Consider the following 20,219-nt stretch of genomic DNA (forward strand, 5'->3'; position numbering starts at 1 on the left):
AACGCCGCCCATATCATCGAAACGATAGCCACGCTTTATGAGTTGGAGGAAAACCTCAAACACAAGAAAGCACCACCCGAGGAAGTGGAGACAGAACGAAAGGCTAAAGCTTACCCTATTCTTAAGTATTTGGAGACCTATATGTTGGATGTACACAAACAGTACACCCCAGGCGAAGCTATGGAGAAGGCACTGCGTTATGCCTTCGCCGTATGGATACGCATTGGCAGATATGTGCAGGACGGACGCTTCAACATAGACAACAACCTTATGGAACAGGCCATCAGACCCATCACGCTTGGAAGAAAGAACTACCTGTTCTGTGGTAACAATGAGGGAGCAGAGAACAACGCCATCTTCTATACCTTTATGGCGTGTTGCAGGGAAGCAGGCATAGAGCCATACAAATGGATGAAGGAAGTTCTTTCAAGGTCCCTGCCAGATATGACGGAGGAGGAACTCACGAAAATGCTACCTTCAAACTTCAAATAACAAATAACCCTTATATGCTGCCAGACATATAAGGGTTATTTGTTGGTGTGAAAGGCGGCTAATATTGGATGCTTACATTACTCTGCCTTACTTCAATCTACTCTTTATACACATCTCAGTTTAACTTAAAATTCGTTCCTTTTATCAAGAAGTTGGAGGAGTTCAAGGGATTTATGCCCAAATGCTTATGAGCCCCTACACGCCTTACGCACATTAAAACCTGTTTTAAAAGAAGCTTTCTTTTAGCAATATTTTTTCTTAAACAGAGATATGTATAAAGAGTAGCATTTCAGCAAAAGTTGGATAACGTAAAATAACCCTATTCACTCAAAGGCTCGTATCTTTGTTTTTATTTCTTCCCTGCTATGCGCCCTGTTGTCCACGCTGCTTGAAGATTAAAACCACCTGTAATGGCATCTATATCCAACACTTCGCCTGCAAAATATAGCCCTGAACACACTTTACTTTCCAATGTGTTAGGATTGATACTCTTCAAACTTACACCTCCACAGGTCACAAACTCTTCACGAAAGCTTCCTTTTCCAGCTATCGTATGCATATCGTTGGTAAGCACCTCTATAAGTTTATGAAGCGACTTCTTGCCCAATTCTTCCCAACGCTTGGTTTCTGCTATGCCTGACCGCTGAAGCAGATACTCCCACAATCTACTTGGAAGGTCGAAAGGTCGGAGCGTTGCCACTTGTTTCTTCGGATTTTTCAACGCCAACGCCATCAGTTGTTCCTCTACAATCTGCACATTCCGCTCGTTCACCCAGTTCACAGCCACTTGCGCCTTATAGTCTTGCTCTGCCAAATAACGTGCTGCGTAAGACGATAGTTTCAGCGTTGCAGGGCCACTCAATCCCCAATGGGTGATAAGCAATGCCCCTGTGCTTCTGAACTTTGTAGCAGGAATAGACAACGAAGCGTGTTCTACCACCGTTCCCATTAAGTTGCAAAATGCCTTTTCTTTAATATTAAATGTGAAAAGCGAAGGCACGGGCTGTTCTATCTTATGCCCCAAGTGGACTAAGTATTCCAAACCTGCTGCTCGAGGCGACCCACCAGTAGTGATAATCACCTTGTCAAATCGTCTTGGAGCTTTATCTTTAAATCTCACTTCCAATTGTTCGCTATCCTCCACTTTACTGATACTCGTCAATGCGTGATGTAGGCAAACAGAAACACCAGCCTTTTGCGCTGTATGGGTTAAGCAATCAATGATAGATTGCGAGTCTTGCGAACGTGGGAATACACATTCGTCCGCCTGTGTCACCAACTTTACGCCCCTATCCTCAAACCATTTATAAACATCACGATAATCGAACGTTTTAAAAAGTCGTTTCATAAGTTGCGCTCCACGTGGATAGGCAGTTTTCAAGTCTGCAATCTCTGCAAACGAGTTGGTAAGGTTGCAACGACCACCGCCCGAAACTCCCACTTTGGCAAGTACCCGTCCTGCTCGTTCAAAGATGGTTACTACGGCTTCTGGTTCTTCTGTTTTGGCAGTAATGGCAGCAAAAAAGCCTGCTGCACCACCACCTATAATTGCTATATTGCGCATTGTGTATCTTCATTTTTTACTTAACAAAGATACAACTTTTACACTTCGCATACAAGATAATAATGCAAAATATCTTTGAAAGTTACTTTTTAACCCTTTCTTACAGGGTTAATTCATACACCTCGCTTGGGGTTTTGCGCTTCAAAACCTCCATTCCGAAATCCTTTCCTGCTATCAGTCCGTGACTTCTCAAGATGGTTTCTATGGTTTTGCGTGCCAATTCGGGGTGATTGTTCTCATCGCTAAGATGGCACAACCATACATATTTCAGTTCGGGTGTAGCCTCTGTTGCAATCGTTTCTGCACATTCAGCATTGCTAAGATGCCCACTTGGGCTACTTATTCTGTCCTTTAAGTATTGTGGATAAGGTCCTGCGGCAAGCTTTTCGGGCTCGTGATTGGCTTCTATTACAAGATAGTTGGCACGTCTTACATATTGTCTTATTTCGTCCGTAATATGTCCACAGTCTGTTACCAATGTAAACTTTACCCCCTCACATTCTACAAAGTAGCCCACGCAGTCGTTGCTGTCGTGTGGAACGGCAAAGGGCGTTACCTGAAACTCGCCCACTTGGATAGTTTCACCTTTATTTATATAGCGCACCATCTCTGCTCCTACCTTCCGTTTTACACACCAGTTGCGTGTAATGCCGTCGTGCACTTCCTTTGTAGCATAAACAGGAATATTGTGATCCACGCTCAATGCCCCCACTGCCTTGATATGGTCGGCGTGGTCGTGCGTAACCAAGAGGTTACGTATCATTGATAGTTGCAGTCCGTAGTTGTGCAAATGCTTTTTTAGCAGTCTTATTCCCACTCCGCAATCTATCATTATACAATCGGTATCGGTGTAGAGTAAGTAAGCATTTCCACTGCTACCACTGCCAAGCGACATAAATTTGAGCATTGGATTTTCCTTTTATTGATTTGCAAAAGTAACAAAAGATTTTCGGATAACAAAGAAATGGCACAATTCTTTGCCCAACTTTTTACGCTTCTTGACAAGCCTTATCCCTCCTCAACCCCTCATTTTCTTCTTTACAGATAGACTTTTAAGGAGCATAAAATATTGTTCTGTTTTTCCTCAAACACTATCTTTTTAAAACGAAAAACATATATGTTCGCCCAACTCAAAATCTACCTTTGACAGCGCAAACATATATGGCTGGTTCTATAAATTACCACCGTATATAGTCATTAAATTTTTATGATATACGTTTTGTTATCTTTTGGCTTCTTTTTATATAAAACAGGCTGCGCCTCAACAATTCAAACGAGTTTGATTGCATTCGGCTTGCTCCGTTTTTGGTTCAAAATGTAAGTTCGTTCAGTCGTGTAGCTCGCTACACTCCTTCACTCTCTTGCATTTTGACCTCAAAAATAAGCTCAAAATCTAACAAAGCTAATTTTATAGAACCAGCCATATATTTTTTATTTTTAACCCAAATCGGTCGTTAGACTTCTTCGAGAAAAGCCTTTGCGGGCTAATGAGCGATTTGGGTTGAAGCACATTGCTTACAACGTGATTTCAGCCGAACCGAAGCAACGGTTGTGGTCTTCATCGTAAATAACACAGAACTGTCCAGGGGCAACGCCGTGTATTTTCGCCTCCGAATGTATTATGGCTGTACCTTGATCGATGCTTGTTTGCAAACCTTCTGTCGATTGTGAGGGTACATTGGTCGGTTGTAAAGAGTCGATAGACGATTGCGAAACACTTGCACCTTCATTTATCAGTTCCAAAAAGCCTTTGTGAAATTCGGGAGTATGGCGTATCTTGAAACGAATAGGGATATAGTTTTTAGGCACATCGGCTGAAGTTGAAGCCGTGGGAGGTGTAGGTGCTTCGGTCAGCCAATGCAGGTCGTGAATTTTAAAGTCCTTTTTGTAAGCTGTTTCAGGGTCGTATCCGTGACTCACGTATAGGGTGTTTGTCGTTACATCTTTCTTCACTACAAACCAAGGACCTCCACCAAAGCCGAGCCCTTTACGCTGCCCGATGGTATGAAACCACAAGCCCTTGTGCTGCCCTATCTTGCGTCCTGTTTCCAATTCCACAACCTCGCCCACCTGTTCGCCCAAGTATCGGCGCACATACTCGTTGTAATCGATGTTGCCAAGGAAACAGATGCCTTGCGAATCCTTGCGCTTTGCGTTGATAAGGTGTTCGCGTTCGGCTATCTCGCGTACTTCGTTCTTCTCGTAATGCCCTATCGGAAAGATGGCTTTCTGCAACTGCCACGAGTAGATTTGTGCCAAGAAGTCGGTTTGGTCTTTCACAGGGTCAGGACTTGTACACAACCATTTCTTGCCCTCAATCCATTTTGTTTGTGCATAATGCCCCGTTGCTATAAGGTCGTAATCGTGCCCACGTTTTTCGTGGAACGCACCAAACTTTATCAAACGGTTACACATCACATCTGGATTGGGCGTAAATCCTGCCTTAACCTTATCCATTGTGTATTTGGTTACTTGATTCCAATACTCTTTGTGGCAATCTATCACCTCCAATTTGCAGCCAAAACGATGTGCCACAGCTGTAGCCATCTCAAGATCTTCTTCAGAGTTGCAGTCCCATTCCTCACGCTCTTCAGGACCTATCTTTATATAGAAGCAGTCGGGATGTAGACCGTGTTGTGCAAATTCGTACACCACCACGGAGCTATCAACGCCACCAGAGAGCAGCACTGCTATACGTTTATCTTTTATCTCCGCAATATTCATACTGCAAAGTTACTGATTTTCATCTACTTTAGCAGCATTTTCAATCATCTTTTTGCGCTTTCCCACCTTCATCTTGTCAAATCCTATGCCGTAAACACCATTCACAGCACTTTGCGAAACAAAGGCTTCGGGGTCTATTTCGTCAATGACACGGAATATACCGTGGGCTTCAGAACGACGAGCAAGGATAAAAAGCATTCCCAACTCCTTGCCTGTATAAAAGCCGCGTGCATCGATAAGGGTGCAACCACGGTGTACATCATTGTTGATGGCATTGCCTATTTCTTTCCACTTGTCCGACACAACGAAGAACTGAACCGAACCACGCATACCATTGATGACATAGTCGACCACACCTGACATAATGAAAAGTGCAATGTAACCATAAATAATGTTCTCCCAGTTCTTCAACACTACGTAACCAGAGGTAATAATAATGAGGTCGCAAGCGAGAATAACTTTACCCAACGACACATCGTGATGCTTGTTAATCATTGCTGCCACAACATCCGAGCCTCCTGTGCTGGCGTTGTACTGCAAGGCTATTCCTGTGCCCAATCCTAAGAGCAAACCACCTATAACGCACGCCAAAAAGGGCTCATTGGCAAAGAGCGTGTTGCCTTCCAATAGGGGTTGGAATACTGAAACATATATGCTGAAGAAGGAAACGGAGTAGATAGTACGTGCGCAAAATCGCCAACCCAATACCTTAAAAGCAAGAGTGAGCAATAAAAGATTGAGTGCAAAGTAGGAAACTTGCACGGGAATATTTGTTCCCCAAAAGAGAACAGACGAAATACCTGCAATACCGCCAATTGGAATTTTATGTGAAAGGATAAAAGCGCAACACCCAAAACTTGCAATACCTATGGCGATGGCTATCATAACCAAACTTTTCATCTCCTGAAAAATTTTCTTTTGATTTATTGTACTCATACCTTTTTTAATCGTCTAATTGTTCTTTTCTTTATCCGTTTATAATCGTTTAAAATCTACTTTGTTATTTTTGAGAGTGCAAAGTTACAATAGAAATTTGAAAAAATGAAAGTTTTAAGAGTATTTATTAGAATAATAACGCAAATAAAACGTGATTTTAACGCACAAAAACTAATACCATTAAATTTAGAATACGCACAATATCTATACAAACATCNAAAACTTGCAATACCTATGGCGATGGCTATCATAACCAAACTTTTCATCTCCTGAAAAATTTTCTTTTGATTTATTGTACTCATACCTTTTTTAATCGTCTAATTGTTCTTTTCTTTATCCGTTTATAATCGTTTAAAATCTACTTTGTTATTTTTGAGAGTGCAAAGTTACAATAGAAATTTGAAAAAATGAAAGTTTTAAGAGTATTTATTAGAATAATAACGCAAATAAAACGTGATTTTAACGCACAAAAACTAATACCATTAAATTTAGAATACGCACAATATCTATACAAACATCTAATTATAAGACACTTACAAATAAAACAAGAAAGAGAGAAACACAACCATAAAAGAAGTTATAATTTGTAAGAGAAACTACTACAAGGCAAAGAAAAAGCCCTTTTAACTACCTTTATAGAGGGTTAAAAGGGCTTTTAACACAACGATTACTTATAAATTATAAGTATATCTTCAACGTTTATTTATGTTCCAAAGGGTGTGAAGATTGATCGGTTACAATGTTGACCGATTTTTACAACACCTTTCCACGCCAAGTAACACCAACGTTTACCAACGACATCTTGTCTTGTACAACGCCGTTAGGGTTAGTGTTCTTACCGAAGGCATAGCTGTAATTGCCGTGTACACGTACATTCTTCTCCTTCAAAGGATAGTATTCCACACCTGCACTTACACGTGTTAGCTCTGTACCGTCCATAACTGCGCCATCAGCAGCAGTTCCAGAGTGGTTGACTTCATAGCTTACCTTGCCAAAAAGATTCAACTTTTCAGTAGGTTGGTATGAAAGCTGACCAATTACAGAGCAGTCTTTACCCAAAAAAGCTTGGTGCGAAGCAGCACGATTCCAATAGTCTAACTCCAACTGAACGTTGTCAGCGAAGTGGAATTTGCTACAAAGTGAGATGTAATTGATGTATTTCTTAGGTGCATACTCCATCAAGTTGACAGAGCAGTAAGGCTCTATAAAGCCATAACGACCTGTCCACATTGTGTTGAATGCGTACATATCGGCACTCTTGCTTGTAGCTGCCTTGTAGGGCTTTTGGTATGGACTCTGACAAACCTGCGCATTGAAAGTGTTCTTACCATCGTTTGTGGTGTATTCGCCTACCACACCCCACTGATAGCAAGGAAAGTTGTAGCAAAATTCAGACAAAGAATAGCAGTCGATAGGCGCAGGAAGAAGTTCCCAACCTGCTACCAAAACGATATACTTACCTGTAATAAACGAAAGGTTCTTGGTAGGTTTATAAGTAAGGTAAAGCCAGTCGGTAGCATCAAAGAAGGTGTTGTCCTTGTTCATCTTGTTCAAGCGGTTGCGGAAACCGTATGAGAACTTTGGCGAGATGTCGCCCTTGATAATGATGTTTACTATATTGCCTTTGAAACCCGATTCGTCCTTTATTTTAGAACCGTCTACAGTTACGTGTTGATAGTCGCCACGTGATTCAACGTCAAGACTTACAGGCTTACTTTCTTGTGCCATTGCGCTAAGTGCGCTAAACGCCAATAATGGTAGAATGTTTCTTAATTTCATATTAGGTAAAATTGAAAACTTAGATTTTTATAAAGGTTTATATATCATATAGAGGCGGCAAATTGCTATGCCGTCTCTATATCATTTGTTTATTTCGTGAACACAATATTGTTGTATCCGTCGTTATTTCTTACTTTCTTTTCTTGCTCTTGTTCCACAAACCACGAACCTCGCTTACGGTGTCGGTTGTGCAGAACGAGTCGATATTTTCACGACCGAGGAATTCCATAAGGTTTGACAATTCCTCGTTGGTCAATACGATTTCGAGCTGTGTGCTCTTCTGATGGCTGTAACCGCCGATGACTTCGTGAAGTGTAACACCACGCTTCAATGTGTTGATGACATAGTCTTGTACGCGCTCGTGTTCCTTGGCAATGACGAATACACGGTTCTTTACGTTCATACTCATCATAAAGTGGTTCAAGATGAGACCATTAAGCCAAGTACCAATAATACCAATGATTACGAGGTTTGGAGGGTTGATGGCGAACGCTGTACAACAGATAAGACCACCTGCAACAGCTACCGATGTACCGAGACTTACACCTGTGTACTTGTTGATAATCTTTGCAAGAATATCAAGACCACCTGTTGAAGCATTGATACTGAACAAGATACTCTGCGAAGCACTAAGAATAACAACGAAGCAAATCAAGTCGAACCAAGGGTTGGCAATGAGTTGGGCACCTACGTGCACAGCAAACATTGACTCTTTCATAGGAACAATAGTACCAAGGAAGTCGATCATAGGACCAAGAATAAGCGCAGTGTAAACAGTCTTAGCACCAAACTCGTTTCCAATTAAAACAAAAGATAGCACCAAAAGAATGGCATTGATAATGAAAATAACATTACCTACCGAAATGAACGGCATCAACTTTGCAATTACCAACGAAAGACCAGTGATAGAACCAACAATGAGCTTACTTGGAATAAGAAAGAAGTAAACACCGAGGGCTGCTATGAACATACCCGCAGTCATAATGAACAGTTCTACCCAAAACTTGCGTGTTTTGAGCAAACCGCATACTTGCGACAAAGACTCAGTGATGTTAAATCCCTTGCTTGTCTGAGAATCGTGACTCATAAAAAATTTGATTTAAGTTAGATATATTTTATTTTTCTCGTTTATGCTCCATCAGTCGCCCGTGTGATTTTCTAAGTTTAATGTTAACAGGTGAGCGGCGTTAATGCGGTGCAAAAATACATTAATTAAATGAAATAGCAAATATTTAAGACTTAAATTTGTAAGCAAACACTTACAAATTTTCAATTTTACACTATTTTAGGGCTTGAAACATTCACAAAAAGCGTTTTTTAACCCTTGTTAAACCTAAATCGGGCGTTAGACTTCTTCGGGATTTGCGAGCTTATTTTGAGCTATTTTTGGTTGTTTTTGAAGACGTTTAGCGAGCTAAACAACTGAAAAAAAACAAACGAAAAGAGCCAAAATAAGGTGCAAAGACGAAGAAAAGCATAACATCTAAACGCTTTAAAAAGCCGTTGCGGGCTAATGACGATTTGGGTTAAACCTAAATCGGTCGTTAGACTTCTTCGGGATTTGCGAGCTTATTTTGAGCTATTTTTGGTTGTTTTTGAAGACGTTTAGCGAGCTAAACAACTGAAAAAACAAACGAAAAGAGCCAAAATAAGGTGCAAAGACGAAGAAAAGCATAACATCTAAACGCTTTAAAAAGCCTTTGCGGGTTAATGACGATTTGGGTTAAAGCAAACTAAACTATCAAATTATTGCTTAGAGTAAAAATAAACGCTAATGCCAAAAAAGCACGATAAGTAAGGAGTAAAAAGGGCAAAAATGACAATTTATTTGTATATTTGCACCATAAAACAGATACAAATATTTAAAACTGCAAGATAAACGATGGAAAAAATAACAAACGAATACCTAACCTTGCAGGTTTCGGAACGTGGAGCAGAACTTGTAAGCATAAAAGATGAAAACGGAAAAGAATACCTATGGCAGGCAGACCCAAAGGGTTGGAATCGCCATTCGCCCATATTGTTCCCCTTTGTAGGTGGGTTATGGAACAATACCTTCCGTGTGGAGGGCAAGGAATATGAAGCCAAACGGCACGGATTTGCACGTGACGCAAAGTTTAAATTGATTACACACACGCCCAACCGACTTGTGTACAGCTTGCACAGTTCAACAGAAACCTACAAACAATATCCCTTCCACTTTATTCTCGCCGTGAGCTACAAGTTGGAGGGCAACCGCATACACGTGGTTTGGCACGTGCAGAACACCGACAACAAGGAAATTCATTTCCAAATAGGTGGACACCCTGCCTTCCTACTGCCCGATATGAAGGAGGGAGAACCTATGCGAGGCTTCTTAAAACTCAGCGCAGAAACCCTTGTGCGCAGCCAAACCAACAATGGACACCTAACAACGGCATACCAACCTTTCGAAACCGATGAGACGATAGTGGAGTTTACCGAAGAAACATTCAAAGATGATGCGCTCATCTTTGAACACGCTCAACTGAATGAGGTGCAACTGCTCAACAAGAAAGGGGAGGCAGAAGTAACCGTAAACTTTAATACGCCTGCCTTGGGCTTATGGAGTCCGTATGGCAAGAATGCACCTTTCGTGTGCATCGAGCCTTGGTATGGGGTGGCAGATGTGGAAAATTACGAGGGCGAACTGAAAGACCGCCGACTGATGAACCACCTACACCCTGGGGCGAGTTTTATGGCAGAATACGTTATCACTATCCGATAAATGCTTGCGCTTAGCAAATAGCGTGCCAAAAACAAAATTGCAAAATAGCGATTTAACACTTAAAAGAGCGAAATAGGAATGTTTCTTATTTCGCTTTTTATGTTCTAAAACACAGAAAACGAGTTTACAACTTGCCAAAGTTTAACTTTGACATTGTCAAACATATATCTTTCAGACACCCAAAGTTGATGTTTGGGCTGCCCAAAGGGCAACTTTGAGCGTCTAAGACACCATCAAAAGGGGTGTTTTCTATCCGTTTACTCCTTTTTATACACCTATCTTTCCACTCTATCCCTTCATACTTTTTGCACATTTCGCTCTATATTTCTTTTTCTATCTGTGTATCAATAAGATAGCATTGCACACGCATAAGGCGCATATTTCTCAACAAAGTGGTTGACAAACGCAAATGAGCGAATTATGGAGGTGCACTTTAACACATCTATATATATAAGGTGAAGAATAGAACGATAGAACCGAAAAAGACAAGAGGCATTATACGGACAATCATTAGAGCCTACCTTTATACACATCTCTGCTTACCTTAAAATTCTTTCCTTTTATCAACAAGTCAGAGGAGTTAAAGAGAGTTATGGTCAAACCCAAATCTGTCATTAGCCCTGTCAGACCAGTCGGACGTGTCAGACAAGTCCGACTGGTCTGACAGGTCTAATGAGCGATTTGGGTTAAATGCCTGTGGGCGTAACGTAGGGGCTCGATTTATCGAGCCCCTACACCATAACCCTAACGCATTTGGCTTTAACTCCGAACGAGGAACGAGCCATTTTTTGCTTTGCTCAAGGAAACTTCTCCACTTAACTCCCTCTAACTCCTCAAAAAGCAAAGATAAAGGACTGAAAAACAAGAAATGAAGGGAAAAACACACTTTTTTTGAAAATAATGGGCAAAAAGTTTGGAGGTAATGTATTAAAACCATACCTTTGCAGTGTACTAATTAAGTAGTACACTATAACAAAGTAAAATTCTTAAAACAAATACAGCTATGATAGAGATTAAAAACTTAGAATTTAACTATCCTGGAAACAAGAAGAAGGTGTTCCAAGGATTGAACTTGAGCTTAAAAGAAAACCGCATCTATGGTCTTTTGGGTAAGAACGGAATGGGTAAAAGTACCCTACTCTACCTCATTGCGGGCTTGCTCCAACCTAAGAAAGGTGAAGTAACCGTAAATGGTATAGAGTCGAAGCTCCGCCGTCCAGAGGTGCTTAGTGAGATTTATGTAGTGCCAGAAGAGTATAATCTTCCCAATCTCACACTGAAGCAGTACAAGAAAATACATCAGGCTTTTTACCCTCGCTTCAGTGAAGAGATATTGAACCGCTGTCTGACCGACTTTGATATGCCTCTGGACGCAAACTTCAAGCACCTTTCAATGGGTCAGAAAAAAAAGATTTATATGAGCTTCGCCATTGCTTCGTGCTGCCAATTGCTCTTGATGGACGAGCCTACAAATGGTCTTGATATTCCTTCTAAGGCTCTTTTCCGCAAGGTTGTGGCAGGAAACTTGCCCGAAGACTCGTCGCTCATCATCTCTACCCACCAAGTGCACGATGTGGAACAATTGTTAGACCACGTCTTCATTCTTCAAAATTCGGAGATGATAGTCAATGCTTCGGTGAACGAGCTGGCTGAACAATACGAGTTTAGCTATCGCAACGCTACCGAAATGGACGACAGCGTGATTTATGCCGAACCATCTTTGCAGGGCAATGCGGTAATCGCTCATAAAAAAGCCAACAGCCCCGAAACTACTATTAATTTGGAATTGCTCTTCAATGCAGCAACATTAGGTAAACTTAACAATAAATAAAGGAGGAAAAGATATGAAAAAGATATTTGTAATGGCGTTCAATGTATGCCTCTCAATCGTGGCTTGTGGATTGATATTCACCTCGTGCATACGCAAAAAGCAAGACTTGGGTAAAGAAATCACCAAAAATATTAAGGTAGACAGCTTCCAAGACATTGAGGTATTGGGCAACACTTATGTGGAAATTGTACCCGGCGACACGTTCAAAGTGGTAGTGGAAGGCAAGGAACAATTGGTGAACAACATTGTGGCAAAGGTGAAAGATGGGGTTTTGACCATCGACCAAAAGGAAGAAAAACAATGGAGAAAGGGTGAAATATCATTCAAAGTGTTCTCAAGAAAAGACTATTGGGCAACGGTTCGCATCACAATGCCTGCACTCCGCTGTGTGGCAGTAGGCGGTAATGCCAATATCAACACCTTAGAACCGATGCAAGGTGATAGCGTTAACTTCACAGTAGACGGCAACGGAAGCATTGATATTACAGGATTGAAGACTAAATTGCTGCAAATAGGGGTTGAAGGAAATGCGTCAATGGACTTTAAGAACTTAACCGCTCAACGCACAGCGGTAACAATAGATGGTAATTGTAGGCTCGATTCACACTTCGTAAACTCAGGTGCAGTAGAGATGCGCATTGATGGCAATGCCTCGGTAAATCTTACGGGAACTACCGAAAGCGAACCTGTATGCCGCACAAATGGTAATTCAAGCATAGTGGACAACACTACCCGTATGGTGAAAAAGTAAATTAAGAACAGATACAACAAGCTTTAAAACAGACAATTATGAACAATTTCAATATACAACGATTTGGCAAAGTGTTCTCAAGACTTATGATGATAAATAAGAGAGAATACATCAAGGGTTTCTTGGGATTTACACTTATTTTTGCAGCTATCTTTGTTTTATCCTGCAACCCTTTCAGAGGTGAAGCACTAACAGCTGCGGAATATGTAGACAGACTTACAGGCGCAAGCACCGTGTATGCCATTATTTTGGGATTTATCTTTGTTATTTCAGGCTCACTCGTCATTAATGACCTAAAAAACAAGCAATTGAAGATAGGCGAATTTATGCTCCCTGCCACCAATTTAGAGAAGTTTGTAGCTCGCTTGCTTTCGGCTACAGTGCTGACAATGTTCCTCGCTTTATTGGCTTTCTTTGCTGGCGACTTGTTGCAAATGGTATTCAATATGTTGCTACACAAGGGTACTTATGCTTCTGTAACGGGAATGGCGGTAGATGTTATCAAAGAGTTTAAAGAGGTAGTTCTTGCAAATGAAGAGCTGTACACATCTACTATTGTGTTCGGTGCAGTAATGATTAACACGCTTGGTCTCTATATTTTGGGCGGTATGTTGTTCAGAAAGATGGCTGGACTTTGGACTTCAGTAGCGTTGGTTATCCTAAGCAATATCTTTGGCGCATTGTTCTTTGGCTTCGCTTACGTTCTCGACCGCTACACAGACTATGTTGTAGTAATAGAAGATAGTACATATATGAAATGTTTGACTTGGGGATTTATAGCCGTAACTACCATCGGTAGCGTCTATTTGGCTTACCGCATCTTCTGCAAAATGCAGGCTGTGAACACACGATGGCTGAATGTATAACTTCCTAAAAGAAAGGATTGGATTATGAACTTTAGTAACAACAAGGCAATCTACGAGCAGATGGCAGACCGATTATGCGATGAGGTAATTGCCGAAACTTATAAGGCGGACGACCGAATACCATCGGTGAGGGAATATTCGGTGATGTTGGAAGTGAATACAAACACTGCCGTAAAAGCCTACGAACTACTTGCACGTGAGAAAATTATCTATAATAAGCGTGGCTTAGGCTATTTTGTATCGCCCAATGCACGCAAACAGATATTGGCTCAACGCAAGAAAGGATTTATGAACGATATGCTTCCTGAACTTTTCCGACAAATGACACTCCTCGAAATAGATATAAAAGAGGTTGTGGAAGAGTGGGAAAACAGAAGTTAGATATATATAGAAAAGAGTTTAGAAATTATAGAAGCAAGATTTCAAGACTTAGGGATAAGATTAGAAAGACATAGAGATAAAATTTTAGAGATTTAAAAGTTAGAATGAAAAGATTGGTCGGACTTATTAGAAATATTGATTTGTCCGACCTATTTTATAAAGCTAACAAAACCAACTAATCCAATAATAAAACCAAGAAAGAGCAATGAATATGAAAACAATAATATTATTCGCATTTGCAATACTGCTTTCGGCAACTACCTATGCACAAGAGATTACACCCGGACAAAAGGAGTTTGTAGAGAAAGTAAAGAAGCTAAGAACCGAACAAAGAGCAGCAATAAAACAAAAAGACTATGTAAATGGGGCTAAATGTTGCGAGGAAATACTTCGGCTTACAGCAGCTTTGAAACAGCCAAAACAAAACGTAGAAACCTATTTGGGTATAGTAAAGACGGCTAACCGAATATTCAATTACGACCTTGCTTGCTGTTACGCACAATTGAACAAGAAGAAAGAGGCATTGGCAGCACTCCAAAGAGCAATTGACGCAGGGTATCAAGAATACAGACATCTCAAAACTGACACCGACTTAGATAATATTCGCAAGGATAAAAAGTTTGTTGCTATGTTACAAAGCTTGCGCAAATATGACAAATTGGTCATTCTCCAAGGAGCAAAAGACTATCTAAAGGAAAATACAGACACGATGCCAAAGTTTACTTACGAAATGGGTACGAAGAACCTAAATTACGTACGTGAGTACTTCAAGCTCGACTCTGTGGCTGGAAAGGGCGATGAAGTATCGAAGATTATCAATATTCTCAACTTCGCACACAATGCTATTCGCCACAACGGAAGCAACTATGCAAGGGTAGAAATGGATGCTATCGACTTGTACAATTATCATAAGGCGACAGGTAACGGCATCAATTGCAGACAATTGGCCATTGCGACAAACGAAATGTACCTTGCTATGGGTATTCCATCACGCTACGTTACGTGTCTACCAAAAGACTCAACAGACACAGACTGTCACGTAATAAACACCGTTTACTCGAAGCAATTGGGCAAATGGATATGGGTAGACCCTTCGTTTAATGCATACGTAAAAGACGATAAAGGAAATTTTCTAAGCATAAACGAGGTACGTGAACGCTTACGCAAGAACCTTCCAATGGTATTAAACGAAGATGCAAACTGGAATAACGAAAAGAAACAAACCAAGGAGTATTACTTAGACTACTATATGGCAAAGAACTTGTATTGGATAGAGTGTGTTGTAGACAGCCGTTTCAATCCCGAATCACCTTATCGAAAGAACACAAACAAATACATAGGGCTATTCCCAGCAGAAGGCGAACAAAATGTAAGCAAGCAATCGTACGACCCTCGATACGCTGTACACACTGCAGAATACTTTTGGCAAGCACCGGAGTAAAGAAGAAAGTGCAACCAACAAGCACAAACCACTTGTGGTATAACGGCATGAGTCGGACAAGTCAGACCCGTCAGACTTGTCCGACTATCCTTAAAACAGCCAATAACGTTAAAGAAAACAAACCCAATAGCGTTAATAGCAAGCTACTAAAAGGAGCAATAACTCACCTTAAATTCTTCTAAAAGTCAACTTATAATCGTTATTGCCTTTGGGCTCGTGTATAAAAAAATAGGGTATAAAACTTGCTACTTATAAAAATTATTTATAATATTGCATCAGAAAACTAACTATAACTCAAAGACCTCACAGGCAAACTGCGAGGTCTTTGTGGTGAAATATATACTAAACAACAAGAAAATAAACAATTATAAAACATTAAAGAATGAAAAAGAGAACATTAGTTGCAGCTTGTTTGATGGCTGCAATGGCTACAAACGCACAAAATCTCTCATCAGGTATCGACAAGAAGAATATGGACTTGAGCGTAAAACCTGGTACAGACTTCTATCAGTATGCCGCTGGTGGATGGTTGAAGAACAACCCTCTCGATGCAGAACATACCAGTAACGGTGCTTTCACCGACCTTCACGAGCAGAACCAAAAGCGCATACAAGAGCTTATTATGGAGTTTGCGGGTAAGCCACAACAACAAGGCACACTCGGACAGAAGCTCGGAAGCCTCTACAATATGATGATGGACAGCGTGCGACTCAATCGTGAAGGTTTCACACCTATAAAGCCAACACTTGCACGCATTGCGGCTATCAAGAACAACAAGGAGTATCAGCTCGTAACCGCACAACTCGACCGCCGTGGCGAAGGTACAATGATGTTTGGAATGGGCGTGGGTGCAGATATGCGCAATGCAGATATGAACATCGTTTCGATAGGTCAGAGCGGTTTAGGATTAGGCACTCGCGACTACTACTTCAACGATGATGCACAGACAGTCAAGGTGCGTGAGGCTTACAAGACATATATGAAAAACCTCTTCAAGATGGTAGGCAACGACGAGGCTACAGCTACAAAGAAAATGGAAGCAGTGATGGCTATCGAAACTCGCATCGCTAAGGCAAGCTACTCGCAGGTACAGCTCCGCAACATTGACAAAAACTATCACAAGATGTCATACAACGAGCTTGTAACCACCTTCCCTGGCATAGATTGGGGCAACATTTTCTTTGCATCAGGCTTCCCTACATTCGACAAAGTAGACGTTGGACAGCCTGAACCTATCCACGAAGTAGAAAAAATTCTTGCAGAAACAAGTCTTGACGACTTGAAAGCTTATGCCGAAATCAAGGTCATTGCAGGTGCAACAAGCCAACTTAGCGATGATTTCCGTGCAGAAGCGTTCAAGTTTAGCAGCGTTATGAGCGGTGCACAACAAGACCGTCCACGATGGAAACGTGCCGTAGCAACTGTATCAAGCGTATTTGGCGAAGCTGTGGGCAAGCTCTATGTAGAGAAATACTTCCCTGAAAGCAGCAAGCAACGTATGATAGAACTTGTTAAGAACCTCCAAGAAGCATTGGGACAACGTATCCAAGAATCTACTTGGATGAGTGCTACAACAAAGGCACAGGCACAAGACAAGCTCAACAACTTTATCGTAAAGATAGGTTATCCTGACAAATGGCGCGACTACAGCGGCTTGCAAGTAGACGAAAAGCTATCTCTTTACGAGAATATGCAGAACATCAGCGAGTTCTTCTTGATAGACAAGTTGAACAGAAACGTAAATAAGCCAGTAGACAAGACCGAATGGGGAATGACTCCACAGACCATCAATGCTTATTACAACCCTACAACCAACGAAATCTGTTTCCCAGCTGCTATCCTTCAGCCTCCATTCTTCGACCCTAACGCCGATGATGCTGTAAACTATGGCGGTATTGGTGCAGTAATCGGTCACGAGATGAGCCACGGTTTTGACGACCAAGGTTCACAATTCGACAAGACAGGTAACCAACGCGACTGGTGGACAGCTCAAGATAAAAAGAACTTCCAAGACCGTACAAAAGTGCTTGTAGACCACTTCGGAAAGTTTGAGGTAGTAAACGGAAAGAAGGTAAATGGTCAACTCACCTTGGGCGAAAACATTGGCGACAATGGTGGTTTGAACGTAGCCTTCCGTGCTTTGCAAAACAGTATGAAGAAGAAGCCATTGAAGGTGATGGACGGTTTCACTCCCGAACAGCGTTTCTTCCTTTCTTGGGCTCGTGTTTGGGCTGGTAATGCTCGTCCTGAATACTTGGATATGGTTATCACTACCGACCCTCACTCGCCTAACAAAGCACGTGTAAATGCAGCACTTCCTGAAATCAATGCGTGGTATGATGCGTTCAAGATAAAGAAAGGCGACAAGCTCTTTATCCCAGTGAAGCAGCGTGCACAGATATGGTAAAAGCCGCTTTCACACCTATATAGAGGTGGGAAGAACCCATATATAAATCATAAATAAGACAAGTCGGATAGGCAAAACCTGTCCGACTTGTTTGTTTTATACCCATTTGTAAACTGCTCTTTATACACATCCTTCTTTAACCCAAATCGGTCGTTAGACTTCTTCGAGATTTGCGAGCTTATTTTGAGCTATTTTTGGTTGTTTTTGAAGACCTTTAGCGAGCTAAACAACTGAAAAAACAAACGAAAAGAGCCAAATGTTTTGTGGCTGTGGTTTTGTCCGACCTGCCCGATCTGTCTGACCCGTCCGACTTGTCCGACCAATTATCCAAAACTACCCCACAAGCATTTGGGCATAAACCCCTTTTACTCCTCTAACTTCTTGATAAAAGGAACAAATTTTAAATCAAGCAGAGATGTGTATAAAGAATAGATTTGCAAAAGAGGAAGAATAGACCAATTGTGAAAGAAGAAAAATCTTTTAAAAGTCCATCTATAAACTACTGTAAACAAAGCACTTACAAACGCTTTTCAAAGATAATTTCTAAAATACAACTAATTGGAAATAAAGAAGTTATCTTGTTTGTTAAACTGAATAGGTAATGATTTGGAAACGAGCGAACTACTTGGTGTCGCTGTTTTCTGCCTAACAAAGAACGCTTGTTATTCTGTTTGCAAAGATAATACTTTGTTACCGAATAACAAGCGTTTTCAAAGAAATATTCACGTTTCTGCACTTTGGGTTGTTGCTGTGTGGTTTGGGTTGGCTATAATCCTCTCCCTCGCTTCTTCTTTCTGTTGGCTTGGTATCTGAGCTTACGCTGCCATGCTGCTTCTGCATAATCTTCGCTATGTGAAGATGGTGAAATCATTTCTCCTAACCCTTCCACTATTTCATCGGCTGCACTAATGGCAGCATCTGTTACTGTGCCAATAGTATTAAGTGGTTGTAAGATATCGCCACCTCGTGAGATATTGGAACGGCTTGGAGGAACAAGTTGATAAGCTGTGCCAGAAGTTTCTTTTTCCTTTGGCGGATTATACTCGTGTTGTTGCAGTGTCTTTAGCTCTGCCTTATTGACAAGTTCGAAGTTCTTTTGCAAAGAACGGTAGCCAAACTCTCTGCCTACTTCCGATGCCTTGAACGCATATTCTCCGTATGAGAACTTCAAGCCATAGACCTTGCTCTGCTTGTTCTTCATACGATCTATGGTTACTCCGTGCTTGTTCAACTCATAGAGGAACATGGAATGTCCTGTGATACCTGTACTTTTGTACTTTTCAAGTAGGGCATAGCATATTCTTTGTAGTTCTCTCTTTGTTTCCTCTCTTGTGGGATTGACTTTTGCTTTCTGATGTTTCCTTTTGATTTTGACTTCCTTTGCAATGGTTAAGCCTTTCTCCCTGCTGATTTCCTCTGTTATTCTTGCAGCTTTGTTGCTTACAAAGGTGGTATCATAAACTTCTCCGTACAGGCTGATGCGGTTGGCGATAATGTGGATATGCCTGTTGTCTGTATCCTTGTGCGTTACTGCCACCCACTGATGGTTGTCAAGTCCCATTTTCTTGGCAAACAGATGGGCTATTTGGACAAGTTCAGAAACTGATAATTTCTTCTCGTCCTGTGGTGCAATGCCGATTTCGATGCGCAGGAATTTGTTTCTGCATCTGGTATTGTAATCGCTGACTAACTTCATTTCCTCGTAAATAGCCTTTGATTCTTTGCTACAAATGTTATGGAAGGCAAGCCGATTACCCAGCTTGCCCTCTCTGAAGATATAGTCCAATGCAGTACTTCCGTGCGCTATCGCCTTACACTTTCCTATCATACCTCGGCAGATTTAAGACCTTATATATATCGTCACCAATGCGGAAGTGAGGGTCGAAAAAACGCTTAAATGCTTCCTTGGCACATATGGAAAGATTCTTGGTTATCGGCACCCATGACTCGTCCTTTATCCTGATGAGGTTGGAAACCTGTGCGTAGTACATTCCCGTTCGGTGGAGTACGGCAATGGCTTCCTTTTCATTGTCGGTCATCTTGGGAACGGCAATCACTTCACCTCCCATTAGCATCTCACGGCAGTACTCGGAGAACTTCCGACCCGTACTCTCCGCCTTTGCCTTGATGCGCTGCTTCTCCTCCAAAGTACACCTAACCTTGATGAACTCCGTCTTGTTCATCTGTTTTTCTTCATTGTCCTTCTGCTGCCATTGGGTAGCTTTTCTTCTGTATTTCTTCATATAAGTTTCTCTGAAAGTTAATCATTATGGATGATTCGTTGCTGCTTAATTTCCGAAT

The 20,219-nt window shown here is 41.3% G+C and carries 17 protein-coding genes; 8 read left to right on the forward strand and 9 right to left on the reverse strand.

All coding sequences use genetic code 11. The annotated features are described in order from the left end of the window. Positions 1 to 492, forward strand: a 492-nt coding sequence (locus CZ367_RS00410) for an IS66 family transposase (protein ID WP_144006005.1), incomplete at its 5' end; no start/stop codon positions are given. A 349-nt stretch (positions 493 to 841) separates the two neighbouring features. Here the strand turns inward: CZ367_RS00410 and CZ367_RS00415 are convergent. The 6 genes from CZ367_RS00415 to CZ367_RS00445 form a co-directional block, all read right to left on the reverse strand. Further along, on the reverse strand, positions 842 to 2,056 hold the full coding sequence (locus CZ367_RS00415; protein ID WP_077195266.1) for a BaiN/RdsA family NAD(P)/FAD-dependent oxidoreductase: 1,215 nt from the start codon (positions 2,054 to 2,056) through the stop codon (positions 842 to 844). Positions 2,057 to 2,156: 100 nt separating this feature from the next. Then, positions 2,157 to 2,963, reverse strand: coding sequence for an MBL fold metallo-hydrolase (locus tag CZ367_RS00420; protein WP_077195267.1), 807 nt, complete (start codon positions 2,961 to 2,963; stop codon positions 2,157 to 2,159). Between the two features lie 608 nt (positions 2,964 to 3,571). Next, on the reverse strand, positions 3,572 to 4,780 hold the full coding sequence (gene mnmA / locus CZ367_RS00425; protein WP_077195268.1) for a tRNA 2-thiouridine(34) synthase MnmA: 1,209 nt from the start codon (positions 4,778 to 4,780) through the stop codon (positions 3,572 to 3,574). A 9-nt stretch (positions 4,781 to 4,789) separates the two neighbouring features. Then, positions 4,790 to 5,716 (reverse strand): YitT family protein, encoded by a 927-nt coding sequence (locus CZ367_RS00430; RefSeq protein WP_077195269.1) that lies wholly within the window; start codon positions 5,714 to 5,716, stop codon positions 4,790 to 4,792. Between the two features lie 753 nt (positions 5,717 to 6,469). Continuing rightward, a complete protein-coding gene (locus CZ367_RS00440) occupies positions 6,470 to 7,495 on the reverse strand; it encodes a porin (protein WP_077195271.1) in 1,026 nt (341 codons plus the stop codon). Positions 7,496 to 7,625: 130 nt separating this feature from the next. Continuing rightward, the gene (locus tag CZ367_RS00445; RefSeq protein WP_077195272.1) at positions 7,626 to 8,582 is read right to left on the reverse strand and encodes a YitT family protein; all 957 of its coding nucleotides are present in this window, start codon (positions 8,580 to 8,582) and stop codon (positions 7,626 to 7,628) included. 795 nt (positions 8,583 to 9,377) lie between these two features. On the opposite strand from CZ367_RS00445, the gene CZ367_RS00450 reads away from it, so the two are divergent. Beyond that, positions 9,378 to 10,241, forward strand: coding sequence for an aldose 1-epimerase family protein (locus CZ367_RS00450; RefSeq protein WP_077195273.1), 864 nt, complete (start codon positions 9,378 to 9,380; stop codon positions 10,239 to 10,241). Between the two features lie 580 nt (positions 10,242 to 10,821). Here the strand turns inward: CZ367_RS00450 and CZ367_RS14600 are convergent. Then, a complete protein-coding gene (locus CZ367_RS14600; protein ID WP_144005919.1) occupies positions 10,822 to 11,127 on the reverse strand; it encodes a hypothetical protein in 306 nt (101 codons plus the stop codon). 117 nt (positions 11,128 to 11,244) lie between these two features. Here CZ367_RS14600 and CZ367_RS00455 point away from each other — a divergent pair, with 117 nt between their 5' ends. The 6 genes from CZ367_RS00455 to CZ367_RS00480 all read left to right on the forward strand — a co-directional run bounded on the left by CZ367_RS00455 (position 11,245) and on the right by CZ367_RS00480 (position 17,918). Beyond that, positions 11,245 to 12,072: an ABC transporter ATP-binding protein gene (locus CZ367_RS00455; RefSeq protein ID WP_077195274.1), complete on the forward strand. Its 828-nt coding sequence runs from the start codon at positions 11,245 to 11,247 to the stop codon at positions 12,070 to 12,072. A 13-nt stretch (positions 12,073 to 12,085) separates the two neighbouring features. Continuing rightward, on the forward strand, positions 12,086 to 12,823 hold the full coding sequence (locus CZ367_RS00460) for a GIN domain-containing protein (protein ID WP_077195275.1): 738 nt from the start codon (positions 12,086 to 12,088) through the stop codon (positions 12,821 to 12,823). 38 nt (positions 12,824 to 12,861) lie between these two features. Beyond that, positions 12,862 to 13,689 (forward strand): hypothetical protein, encoded by an 828-nt coding sequence (locus tag CZ367_RS00465; RefSeq protein WP_077195276.1) that lies wholly within the window; start codon positions 12,862 to 12,864, stop codon positions 13,687 to 13,689. 24 nt (positions 13,690 to 13,713) lie between these two features. Further along, positions 13,714 to 14,070 carry a GntR family transcriptional regulator gene (locus CZ367_RS00470; protein ID WP_077195277.1) on the forward strand — a complete coding sequence of 119 codons (357 nt, stop codon included), beginning with the start codon at positions 13,714 to 13,716 and terminating at the stop codon, positions 14,068 to 14,070. A 211-nt stretch (positions 14,071 to 14,281) separates the two neighbouring features. Beyond that, entirely contained in the window at positions 14,282 to 15,511 is a 1,230-nt protein-coding gene (locus CZ367_RS00475) for a transglutaminase-like domain-containing protein (protein WP_077195278.1), read from the forward strand. Positions 15,512 to 15,893: 382 nt separating this feature from the next. Further along, the gene (locus CZ367_RS00480) at positions 15,894 to 17,918 is read left to right on the forward strand and encodes a M13 family metallopeptidase (protein ID WP_077195279.1); all 2,025 of its coding nucleotides are present in this window, start codon (positions 15,894 to 15,896) and stop codon (positions 17,916 to 17,918) included. 766 nt (positions 17,919 to 18,684) lie between these two features. On the opposite strand, the gene CZ367_RS00490 is transcribed toward CZ367_RS00480, so the two are convergent. Both CZ367_RS00490 and CZ367_RS00495 read right to left on the reverse strand, forming a co-directional pair. Beyond that, entirely contained in the window at positions 18,685 to 19,746 is a 1,062-nt protein-coding gene (locus CZ367_RS00490) for a relaxase/mobilization nuclease domain-containing protein (protein WP_077195281.1), read from the reverse strand. Beyond that, the gene (locus CZ367_RS00495) at positions 19,730 to 20,161 is read right to left on the reverse strand and encodes a plasmid mobilization protein (RefSeq protein ID WP_062433208.1); all 432 of its coding nucleotides are present in this window, start codon (positions 20,159 to 20,161) and stop codon (positions 19,730 to 19,732) included. The genes CZ367_RS00490 and CZ367_RS00495 overlap by 17 nt, the downstream gene beginning before the upstream one ends. Positions 20,162 to 20,219: the final 58 nt, after the last annotated feature.

It is taken from the genome of Prevotella ihumii (genome assembly GCF_900155655.1).
Classification (GTDB): domain Bacteria; phylum Bacteroidota; class Bacteroidia; order Bacteroidales; family Bacteroidaceae; genus Prevotella; species Prevotella ihumii.

Excerpts from the sequence above, each read along its gene's own strand:
- CZ367_RS00495 (WP_062433208.1), bottom strand. The coding sequence starts at position 20,161 with ATGAAGAAATACAGAAGAAAAGCTACCCAATGGCAGCAGAAGGACAAT.
- CZ367_RS00430 (WP_077195269.1), bottom strand. The coding sequence starts at position 5,716 with ATGAGTACAATAAATCAAAAGAAAATTTTTCAGGAGATGAAAAGTTTG.
- CZ367_RS00465 (WP_077195276.1), top strand. The coding sequence starts at position 12,862 with ATGAACAATTTCAATATACAACGATTTGGCAAAGTGTTCTCAAGACTT.
- CZ367_RS00470 (WP_077195277.1), top strand. The coding sequence starts at position 13,714 with ATGAACTTTAGTAACAACAAGGCAATCTACGAGCAGATGGCAGACCGA.
- CZ367_RS00445 (WP_077195272.1), bottom strand. The coding sequence starts at position 8,582 with ATGAGTCACGATTCTCAGACAAGCAAGGGATTTAACATCACTGAGTCT.
- mnmA (WP_077195268.1), bottom strand. The coding sequence starts at position 4,780 with ATGAATATTGCGGAGATAAAAGATAAACGTATAGCAGTGCTGCTCTCT.
- CZ367_RS00455 (WP_077195274.1), top strand. The coding sequence starts at position 11,245 with ATGATAGAGATTAAAAACTTAGAATTTAACTATCCTGGAAACAAGAAG.
- CZ367_RS00490 (WP_077195281.1), bottom strand. The coding sequence starts at position 19,746 with ATGATAGGAAAGTGTAAGGCGATAGCGCACGGAAGTACTGCATTGGAC.
- CZ367_RS00475 (WP_077195278.1), top strand. The coding sequence starts at position 14,282 with ATGAAAACAATAATATTATTCGCATTTGCAATACTGCTTTCGGCAACT.
- CZ367_RS00460 (WP_077195275.1), top strand. The coding sequence starts at position 12,086 with ATGAAAAAGATATTTGTAATGGCGTTCAATGTATGCCTCTCAATCGTG.
- CZ367_RS00415 (WP_077195266.1), bottom strand. The coding sequence starts at position 2,056 with ATGCGCAATATAGCAATTATAGGTGGTGGTGCAGCAGGCTTTTTTGCT.
- CZ367_RS00420 (WP_077195267.1), bottom strand. The coding sequence starts at position 2,963 with ATGCTCAAATTTATGTCGCTTGGCAGTGGTAGCAGTGGAAATGCTTAC.
- CZ367_RS00480 (WP_077195279.1), top strand. The coding sequence starts at position 15,894 with ATGAAAAAGAGAACATTAGTTGCAGCTTGTTTGATGGCTGCAATGGCT.
- CZ367_RS00440 (WP_077195271.1), bottom strand. The coding sequence starts at position 7,495 with ATGAAATTAAGAAACATTCTACCATTATTGGCGTTTAGCGCACTTAGC.
- CZ367_RS00450 (WP_077195273.1), top strand. The coding sequence starts at position 9,378 with ATGGAAAAAATAACAAACGAATACCTAACCTTGCAGGTTTCGGAACGT.